6 protein-coding genes are annotated in these 10,086 nt (G+C 36.3%); 3 read left to right on the top strand and 3 right to left on the bottom strand.

What is annotated here, in order from left to right:
* The 3 genes from ACWIUX_RS06910 to ACWIUX_RS06900 all read right to left on the bottom strand — a co-directional run.
* On the bottom strand, window positions 1-1,252 hold a 1,252-nt coding region (locus ACWIUX_RS06910; RefSeq protein WP_448589994.1), incomplete at its 3' end, for an AAA family ATPase.
* Entirely contained in the window at window positions 1,239-2,489 is a 1,251-nt protein-coding gene (locus tag ACWIUX_RS06905) for an exonuclease SbcCD subunit D C-terminal domain-containing protein (protein WP_448589993.1), read from the bottom strand. The genes ACWIUX_RS06910 and ACWIUX_RS06905, both read right to left, overlap by 14 nt.
* Window positions 2,490-2,532: 43 nt before the next feature.
* Window positions 2,533-3,549 carry a TQO small subunit DoxD gene (locus ACWIUX_RS06900; RefSeq protein ID WP_448589992.1) on the bottom strand — a complete coding sequence of 339 codons (1,017 nt, stop codon included), beginning with the start codon at window positions 3,547-3,549 and terminating at the stop codon, window positions 2,533-2,535.
* A gap of 212 nt (window positions 3,550-3,761) precedes the next feature.
* Between ACWIUX_RS06900 and ACWIUX_RS06895 the strand changes: the two genes are divergently transcribed.
* The 3 genes from ACWIUX_RS06895 to ACWIUX_RS06885 are packed head-to-tail and all read left to right on the top strand — an operon-like array spanning window position 3,762 to window position 10,080.
* The gene (locus ACWIUX_RS06895; RefSeq protein ID WP_448589991.1) at window positions 3,762-7,343 is read left to right on the top strand and encodes a nitrate reductase subunit alpha; all 3,582 of its coding nucleotides are present in this window, start codon (window positions 3,762-3,764) and stop codon (window positions 7,341-7,343) included.
* Window positions 7,340-8,776, top strand: a complete 1,437-nt coding sequence (narH, locus tag ACWIUX_RS06890) for a nitrate reductase subunit beta (RefSeq protein WP_448589990.1) — start codon at window positions 7,340-7,342, stop codon at window positions 8,774-8,776. The genes ACWIUX_RS06895 and narH overlap by 4 nt, the downstream gene beginning before the upstream one ends.
* Before the next feature lie 2 nt (window positions 8,777-8,778).
* Window positions 8,779-10,080, top strand: coding sequence for an MFS transporter (locus tag ACWIUX_RS06885; protein ID WP_448589989.1), 1,302 nt, complete (start codon window positions 8,779-8,781; stop codon window positions 10,078-10,080).
* The last annotated feature ends 6 nt before the right edge of the window (window positions 10,081-10,086 follow it).

Raw genomic sequence — 10,086 nt, 5'->3', positions numbered from 1 at the left:
TTAAATTTCCAAAAGCCATGTTTTCTTTTATGTAAGTCTTTAAACTATTTATTTTATTTTCAATGCTAGTAATACTTTCCTTTGTATCTTCGTTTTGTTTTATAATTTTTAACATTTCTTCTTCTTCGTTGTTTCGCAACTTTTTATAGGATTCTAAGTCTTTCTGGTTAATTTTTATATCATAATCAAGCGACCTAATTTCCTTTAAAACTGGTTCTAACAATTCTTTATCCTTTTCCTTCTTTTGTAAATTAACGTTTATGTTTTCTAGTGCAACCTTTAACCCTTCGAGTTGTTCGTTTAAATCTCTTTTCTTTTCCTCTTTATTTTTTAGGTTGTCTTCTTTATTCTTTATGGATTCATTAATATCTTGTAATTCTTTGTATTTGGGATAAAGGTCTTTTGCGAGTTGTGCTCGATCTCTTTTTAACCTTTGTGGTTCAAAGTCTTTTATTTCTTGCTCTATTCTTAAAAGATCCTCTTCTAATTCTTTTAGTCCAAGTTCAAGTTCTTTCTCCCTTCTTTTTTTATTAGCTAAATCGTTCATTTTTGAGAGTTCTTTATCGTACCTTTTTTCTTGCTCTAGACACCCCTCGTATTCGAGTCTAAGTTTTCTTTCATCTTCAGGAGATAATGTATTCAAACTCGCAAGATCTCTATTCAAAGAATCTCTCTCTTCCTTTAAGGCTTTTCTCTTCTCGTGAACGTATATGGAAATTTCGCTGTAGATCTTTGCTCCGGTAATCTGCTCAAGAATTGCAGATCTGTCATCAAGATTTGCTTTTAAAAAGGATGCGAAATCGCCTTGCGCAAGGAGAATAGACCTTGTAAATTGATCATAGCTCATTCCTGTTATCTCATTTATTTTCTCTTCTACCTTTTTTGTTTTTGTTTCTAAAATCTTATTGTTTTTAATATCAAACAGCTCTCTTTTCGGTTGTTGTGATTTAGTTTTATTTTGTCCCCAGTATACCCTGTATACGCCTTTTTGTGTTTCAAATGTAACTTCTGAGAAACACTCTTCTGTATTCCTTGACATCAACTCGTTATTATTTGTAGAAATTTTGTTCAATCTTGGGGTTCTTCCATACAGAGCAAGGGAGATGGCATCCAATATTGTAGATTTTCCCGAACCAGTTTGGCCTGTAATTAAAAATATAGAGCTTGAAGTAAAATCTGGGTGAGTAAAATCAATTAGCCACTCATTGTAAATGGAATTTATATTTTTTAGTCTAATTTTAAGAATCTTCACTTGATAGATCCCTCTCGCTCATATATCTAAGTATTTCTTTAAAGGCATTTCTCAATTCAGATCTTTGTTCCTCAGGTACAGATTTTTCCTCTAAACATCTTTCAAACATTGAAATCGGATCTAAACTTAATTCATTATCAGAAGACTCAAATTCATCGTTTAAGGAATTAGATAACCTACCATTTTTAATTTTTAATATTTCTATATTATTTGATCTAGACAAACTTTCAACTTGTTCTTTTAAATTAGATATTATCTCTTCTCCTGTATATACTACCTCTAAATAATATTCTTTACCCGTATTAGATAATTCCTCTAATTTTTGAGCTATTTCTTTAATGTTGCCACTTATAGAGATTAGATCTTTCTTCTTTGGTACTTCAATGCTTTCTACGGTTAAATTCTTATTATAAAATTGAGCTAAAAAAACCTTCTTTTTTTGTTCGTTAGATTTAAACCCCATTGGCAATAAGGAGCCAGAATATCTAATTTTTTCATTTTTGCCTATTATTTGTGGCGTGTGAATGTGACCTAGGGCAATGTAGTCAGCTTCTTGTGGCAGAAATTCTACTGGTATCTGGCATAGAGATCCTATATAGAGATCTCTTATCCCATCGTCATCTTCTAAAATGGCAGAGCCTAAGAAAAGATGTCCCATTATTATTATTGGTATGTCTAATTTCAACTCATTCTTTTTGTTCTTTGCAATTTCAAATACCATGTTATAGTGTTTTTTGATAGCCTTGATAACTTTGGTTTCCCTTTCACTTATAGACTCGCCTTCTTCGGGAAGTCTTAAATCCTTTTCTCTTAAATATGGTACTGCACAAACTATTAAAATTGGCTCGTCATTATCCGATAAAACTATAACTTCATCTTCTGGGTTTTCTGAAATTGACCCTATTACGTGAACGTTTAAGACCTTTAATATCTCCTTTGGTGCCGATAGAAAGGAGGGCGAGTCGTGATTGCCAGAAGTTATCACTACGCCTTTGCAATTGGATTTAGATATATTGTGCAAAAATCTGTAATATAGCTCTTGTGCCTGACTACTTGGAGTACTTGTATTAAAGATATCTCCTGATATTAGCACTACGTCGACATTCTTTTCTTCTATTACTCTATATAGCCAATTTAGGGCAAATTCAAACTCATCGTATCTTCTCTTTGAACAAATGGTATCTCCAATATGCCAATCAGACGTATGCAAAACCTTCAATGGCTTTGTTTTATTCAAATCCGCTCCTTAATAAATTTACAGTTTAGAAAATCGTTTAAACTCAGTTTATGTTAATGTACTTTTCCCATTTTAGGCCACTTACATCAATTAATTCTATTTTGTATTTTCCCCTTTCGAGCTTTATATTTTGGGTTGGCAATAACTCTATCTCAGCCTTAGCGCCAAGGGGCACTACTAAGCTATATTTATTTGGTTCTATCTTGTTAAAGTAAAAATTTTTAATTTTTGACTTGTCAACGTTTGTCTCGTTTGGATCGAAGGTTTCAACTATGTTGCCAGAATCATTAGATACAATAATTTGTCTAACAAACGCTCCGTATGTGTCTGGTCCGTCAACCCTGTAAAGAATCATTTTCAACGCTCCGTTGTCGTATAAATTTGCGCTTAAGATTTCTATTTTTGGCACTTTTGAAAGGTTATATAGTTTGCCATAGAGTCCGTTGTGCAGTGCTTGGTATGTAAAAAGTGTTATAAAAACTGCTATTATGCTGAAAATTAAAGCTATATTTCTTATCTGGACACTGTTTAGGTCAAAAGGACCAGATGTAAGAAGTCTTAAGATTTTTGAAGTCCTATTTTTTAAGAGAAGATAATCTATGGAAAATAGTCCGCCTCCAAAGCACATAACGACTAAACCGCAACCAATCCCTGCAATGCCTATTTGCCACTCGTCTACGCACGTCGAGCCCAACCAACCAGAACCCAAAAGTATACCAAGTGATAATAGCGTTGCTCCGAGCGAGGATAATCTTGTTAACAGTCCTAGAATTAACCCAATCCCTACTAAACCTTCAATAATAGTAAATGTGAATAAGAAAATATAAAGTAAATGAACATGAGTTATTAAAAATTCTATCATTGGTTTAATAAATAGAGCATGTGGCAGAAAGTGGTTGAAAGCGTGCCCCATATATGCAGGTGAATTTGGATCTAATTTCTCTGGATCGTTTATCACTCTTCTTAAAAAAGCGCTGAAAAATTGCCACCCTAAAATAAGTCTAATAGGAGTGACAAGAGTAGATATGCTATCAAAGGAAATCTTCTTTTCTGGTTGCACTTTTGTTCCCCTTAATTTTAAGGATATATAATTTAATATTATTATACTTCAATTGTTAACGCTAATTATTAACGCTACAACTTTTCGATCACAAGCTTTTTAATTCTCTTGATCTAAGTCAATTATTTTTTATGGTTAAGTAGTTACAATTTAAAATATAATGTAAAAAGAAGTGAATTTAGGGGAAAATCTTTTGAAAGGTGGGGTATGAATTGAGCGATTGGATAGAAGAGAAAAGAGAACCTTGTTTGGCTGAAGAAGGATATAGAAAGAGATTTTCTTATGACAAAGTAGTTAGATCCACGCATGGAGTAAACTGTACTGGTTCCTGTAGCTGGCAGATATTTGTGAAAGATGGCATTATTACTTATGAAATCCAGCAAAACGATTATCCATCTACCCAGGAGGGTCTTCCTGAATATGAGCCAAGAGGATGCCCTTGTGGGGCCAGCTATTCCTGGTATGAATATAGCCCACACAGAATAAAATATCCAATGATCAGAAGGTCTCTATATGAGCTATACAAGGAAAAAAGAAAGAACCTTGATCCTGTAAGTGCGTGGGGAGAGGTAGTGAAAAGCTCTTCTTTGTATAAGCAAAAGAGGGGTAACGGCTCTTTTATAAGAATCTCTTTTGACGAGGCACTTGAAATAATCGCTGCAGCAAACGTATATACAATAAAGAATTATGGGCCAGATAGAGTGGTTGGTTTTAGCCCCATTCCAGCGAAATCAATGGTAAGTTATGCATCAGGATCTAGATATCTATCTTTGATCGGTGGGGCTGTTTTGAGCTTTTATGATTGGTATTGCGACTTACCTCCATCTTCTCCTCAGATGTTTGGCGATCAAACTGATGTTCCAGAGTCAGCAGATTGGTATAACTCTACCTATCTTGTGTTGTGGGGCTCAAATGTGCCGCAAACAAGAAGACCCGATGCACACTTTTTTACTGAAACCAGGTATAAGGGAACAAAAACCGTAGTTATATCTCCCGATTTTAACGAAGCGTGTAAGTTTGCTGACATTTGGCTTAACCCAAGACCCGGAACCGATGCTGCTTTGGGGATGGCAATGGGACACGTGGTATTAAAAGAATTTTTTATTGACAAAAGAAGCGATTATTTTGAGTCTTATTGTAAAAAGTTTTCTGATATGCCTTGTCTGGTGATACTTGAAAGAGAGAAAGAATTTTTTAAGCCTGGAAGGTTATTTAGATCGAGCGATATGGGTAACAAAGAAAAGTTTGATGAATGGAAAACTGTAATATTTGATAAGGAAATTGGTATATGTGTGCCAAATGGTAGTATAGGTTTTAGATATCAGGACAATGGAAAGTGGAACCTTGAATCCAAAGATTCAAAAACTGGCAAAGAAATTAATCCAGAGCTAAGTTTAATTGATTTTAGAGACATTGAGGCAAAAGTCTTATTTCCATATTTTGGAGAGACCAAAGAAGTTATTGCTAGAAAGGTACCAGCAAAAAGAATAACTGTAAACTCCAAAGAATTTTATGTCTCAACCGTATTTGACCTGCTTGTCGCTCATTATGGGGTAAATAGGGGATTAGATGATGAAAACGTTGCAAAGGATTATAACGACCCTAATTGTTATACTCCAGCTTGGCAGGAGAAAATAACAGGAGTAAAGAAAGAAATCGTAATAAAGATCGCCCGTGAATTTGCAAATAATGCTCTTCTCACGAAAGGGAAGTCGATGATAATCATTGGTGCAGGCGTTAATCACTATTACTATACTGACACTATTTATAGAGCAGCTATAAATTTGCTTACAATGTGCGGTTGTATTGGGCAGTCTGGCGGTGGTTGGGCTCACTATGTGGGACAGGAAAAAGTTAGGCCGCTTGCGGGCTGGTCTACCTTTGCCTTTGCTCTTGACTGGTATAGACCTCCAAGACATGTTAACTCGACTTCCTTTTTCTATGTTCACACTGGTCAATACAGATATGAAACCTTGAAAGTCGAAGACTTACTTTCTCCTATTGCTAAAAAGGATTTATATAGTTCTCATCCATTCGATCTAAACGTGAAGGCCATAAGACTTGGTTGGCTCCCATCAGCACCATATTTAAACATAAATCCACTGGATATATTCGATCTTGCAAAGGCTAAGTCCATGAGTATATCCGATTATATATTAGACGAAATAAAGAAAAAAAATATTATGTTTTCTTATCAAGATCCAGAAAATGAGAAGAATTATCCAAGAAATATGTTCGTCTGGAGATCGAACATAATGGGAGCAAGTTCAAAGGGGCACGAATATTTTATAAAATATCTTTTAGGCGCAAAGTCGGGGCTAATAGAAGATGAAGCAGATTTAAGCATTCTCAAAGAGGTAAAAGTAAAAGAGCCAGTTATTGGTAAATTGGATCTTTTGGTTACAATGGATTTTAGAATGAGCACTACTTGTCTGTATTCCGATATAATATTGCCTTCAGCTACATGGTACGAGAAGGAAGATATAAGTACTACTGATATGCACCCATTCATTCACCCATTTTCACAAGCTGTAGACCCACTGTGGGAGTCCAAAACTGATTGGGAGATCTTCAAGGCAATTGCAAAGAAGTTTTCTGAACTTGCAAAAGACAATTTAGGAAAAAGAATTGACACTGTACTTTCTCCACTTTTACACGATACCCCTTCCGAGCTGGGTCAACCGACTGATGTGAAGGATTGGAAATTAGGTGAGTGTGACATCTTGCCAGGCAAAACATTTCCTAATATTTCTCAGATAGAGAGAGATTATTCAGATGTTTATCGACAATATATATCAATAGGACCATTGGTGGAAAAATTAGGAATCGGAGCAAAAGGGGTATCCTGGCTTTGCGGTGAAGAGTTAAACGACTTAAAATCTATTAATTCAGAAAGCAACGACTTAGTAAGTATCTTTTCAGCGAGAAACGTTTGTGATGCAATAATGCATTTGAGTCCTGAGACTAATTCAAGTATTTCGTTTAAGGCATGGGAAAATATTTCAAAAAAAACTGGAAGAGATCATTCAAATGTTTTGCCACCAAAAGAATATGCTCTAAAATTTAGCGATCTTCAGGTTCAGCCCAGGAGGACTATTACGTCACCTTGCTGGAGTGGGATAGAATCAAAAGAGATCCCTTACAGTGCAAATTATTTAAACGTTCACGAGTTAATTCCATGGCGAACGCTATCTGGCAGGATAGAAATCTATCAAGATCACAGGTGGATGAGAGATTTTGGTGAGAATTTTGCAATATATAAGGCGCCAGTTGATATTCTCTCTAATAATCAAATCAAACCTGACGAAAATAGCATAAAGTTAAAGTTTTGCACCGCACACCAAAAATTTGGCATTCACACAACGTTTATCGATCTTCAGATTATGCAAAATCTTTCCAGGGGTGGTCCTCACGTATGGTTAAGTGAGTCTGATGCAAAATCAATTGGTGTTTGTGATAACGATTGGGTAGAGCTAAGTAATAGAAACGGAACAGTAATTGCAAGAGCCGTTCTCTCGCAACGCATACCAAATGGTATGGTGATTATGTATCACGCACAAGACAAAGTCTTAAATAATCCCTTCTCACAAAAGACATCTGTTAGAGGAGGCGTGCATAACAGTTTGATAAAGATATTGTTAAACCCTTTGCATATGATCGGTGGCTATGCTCAGCTTTCTTATTTCTTTAATTACTATGGCACTATTGGCTCAAATAGAGATGATTTCGTAATTGTTAGAAAACTGTCTAAAGTTATCTGGACACAGAAAGAAAAAGGTGGTGAAGACCTATGAAGGTAAGAGCACAACTTGCAATGGTGCTAAATTTAGACAAGTGTATTGGTTGCCATGCTTGCTCTGTTACGTGTAAAAACGTTTGGACACAAAGATCTGGCTTAGAGTACGCATGGTTTAATAATGTTGAAACAAAACCGGGCATTGGATTTCCAAAAAATTGGGAGGTCCAAGACAGATACAAAGGAGGGTGGGAACTTTCGGGACAAAATCTTAAATTAAAATCTGGATCAAAACTAAATATTTTGCTAAATATATTCTCTAATCCAAACCTTCCTACCATTGAAGACTATTCAGAACCCTTTACCTTTGATTACTCTTATTTGAAGAACTCAGAAGAAGAGAACTTTCCAACTCTGAAGCCTGTTTCGGCTATTACCCATAAAGAGATCGATATAAAGTGGGGGGCTAATTGGGAAGACGATCTTGGCACCACCTTTGAGAGCAGGTCAAAAGACTATAACTTTAAAAACATCGATCCATCTTTGTATTCATCGTTTGAAAATACTTTTATGATGTACTTGCCAAGGCTTTGTGAGCATTGCCTTAACCCTGCTTGCGTTGCTTCCTGTCCATCTGGCGCAATCTATAAACGAGATGAAGATGGCATAGTGCTCATTGATCAAAATAAATGTAGGGGATTTAGAATGTGTGTGAGTGCCTGTCCATACAAGAAGATTTACTACAACTACAAAAGCGGAAAGTCTGAAAAATGTATACTCTGCTTTCCTCGTTTAGAGGTGGGAAAGCCTACTATCTGTTCTGAGAGTTGTGTAGGTAGAATTAGATATATCGGTATTTTACTGTACGATAGAGACAGAATAAAAGAGGTAGCTACAAGCGATGAAAAGGATCTTTACGAAAGTCAGCTTTCAATAATACTCGATCCAAACGATAAAGAGGTTATCTTTAAGGCAGTAGAGGACGGTGTGCCAGAGAACTTTCTAAATGCTGCAAAAATATCGCCCGTTTATAGGATGATAAAGGAATTTAAGATCGCTTTTCCACTTCACCCAGAGTTTAGAACTTTACCAATGGTATATTATATTCCGCCACTTTCATCCATAAAATCAGAGATAGCCTCAGAATTAGATGAAGATGTCTTGCCCGATGTTTCAAAGTTAAGAATTCCTGCAAAATTTTTGGCAAATTTGTTAACAGCAGGGGATGAAAAACCTATTGTTGATTCGCTAAATAAGCTTATGGCCGTGAGGAAATATAACAGAAATAAGATTCTTTATAAGGACGAAAGCGTTGAGATTCTTGAAAAGTCTGGGCTTACTATAGACCATGCAAAATATTTATATAGACTCCTCGCTATAGCTAATCAATCTGACAGATTTGTTATTCCGACTGCTCACAAGGAAGGGTACGAGGATGATTATGTGAAAAAGGGTACCGTAGGATTCCCAAAAAATGATTTTGGAGGCTAAAAATGACAGAAGATAAGGTATCAGTTCAGGGCTCACCAAATCAAGGCCTGTTTGGAGCAACGCTTGGATTCTTCTTCGGGTTCGCAGCTGTTAGTCTCTTTGGGCCGACGGCTATAAAGTTTAAGGACATTCTGGGACTTTCTCCTCAGATGCTCGGTCTTTTGGTGGCAATGCCAGCGCTTTCAGGTTCAATCTTAAGGATACCCTTTTCTGCTTGGGTTGATTCTGCTGGTGGGAGAAAGCCTTTTTTGACCTTGATGATTATTGCAATAGTTGGGCTCATCGGTCTGTCTGGACTTGTTTATTTTATTTTTGAAAACCAATCTTTTGCCAGCCAGAATAAGGCTTTGCTTTATTATCTAACCTTGTTCTTTGGCCTATTGAGCGGATGCGGGATTGCAACATTTTCTGTGGGCATCTCTCAAGTCTCATATTGGTTCCCGCAAAAGAAACAGGGTTTTGCACTGGGAACATATGCGGGGTTAGGAAACCTTGCTCCTGGAATATTTTCTTTTTTGCTGCCAATTAGCCTTGTAAACTTTGGAATAATTAATTCATATTTTATATGGCTTGCATTCCTGATAATCGGCGCGGTACTTTACTTTATAACAGGAAAAGATTCATATTACTTTCAAATGTTAAAAATGGGATATAGCAGGGAAAAGGCAATGGAATTTGCCAAAAGTTGTGGACAGGAGCTTTGCCCTGCCAAAAGCCTGATAGATAGTTTGAAATTGTCTGCAAAAACTGTGAGGACTTGGCTATTAGTAATTCTTTATTTCACCACATTCGGCGGTTTTATGGCTTTAACCGCATGGTTTCCTACTTATTGGACGCAGTATTTTAAAGTAAGCCTCTTTATTGCAGGTACTCTAACTGCAACATATTCAATACTTACCTCTGCTGTAAGAATATTTGGTGGAGTGATCGCTGATAAAATTGGCGGCATAAATACCTCTATAATATCCCTTGTTTTTATGGCAGTGGGTTCTTTGGGGATATTGTTTATTAGAAATATTGAATTTTGTGTGTTGTCTATGATTATTATGGCAATAGGCATGGGCGTGAACAACGCTGCTGTATTTAAGTTAGTTCCAAAGTTGGTTTCGAATGCAGTAGGAGGTGCTTCTGGATGGGTTGGTGGGTTAGGCGCATTTGGCGGATTTGCCATACCCCCCTTACTTGGTGCATTTGTTGCAAGAGGCGGTTCAGATGGGTATAGAGAAGGATTTTTAGTCTTTCTTTTGCTTGCAATTTTTTCAATAGCTATTGACATAATTTTAAAAAATATGGCTAAAGAGTAGTATATT

The organism is Thermodesulfobium sp., from assembly GCF_053498235.1.
Note: the sequence above shows the minus strand (reverse complement) of the source record. Positions and strands in the feature narration are given on the sequence as shown.

What these genes read in the sequence shown, in the direction of transcription:
- narH (WP_448589990.1), top strand. Translation starts at nt 7,340, where the DNA reads ATGAAGGTAAGAGCACAACTTGCAATGGTGCTAAATTTAGACAAGTGT.
- ACWIUX_RS06885 (WP_448589989.1), top strand. Translation starts at nt 8,779, where the DNA reads ATGACAGAAGATAAGGTATCAGTTCAGGGCTCACCAAATCAAGGCCTG.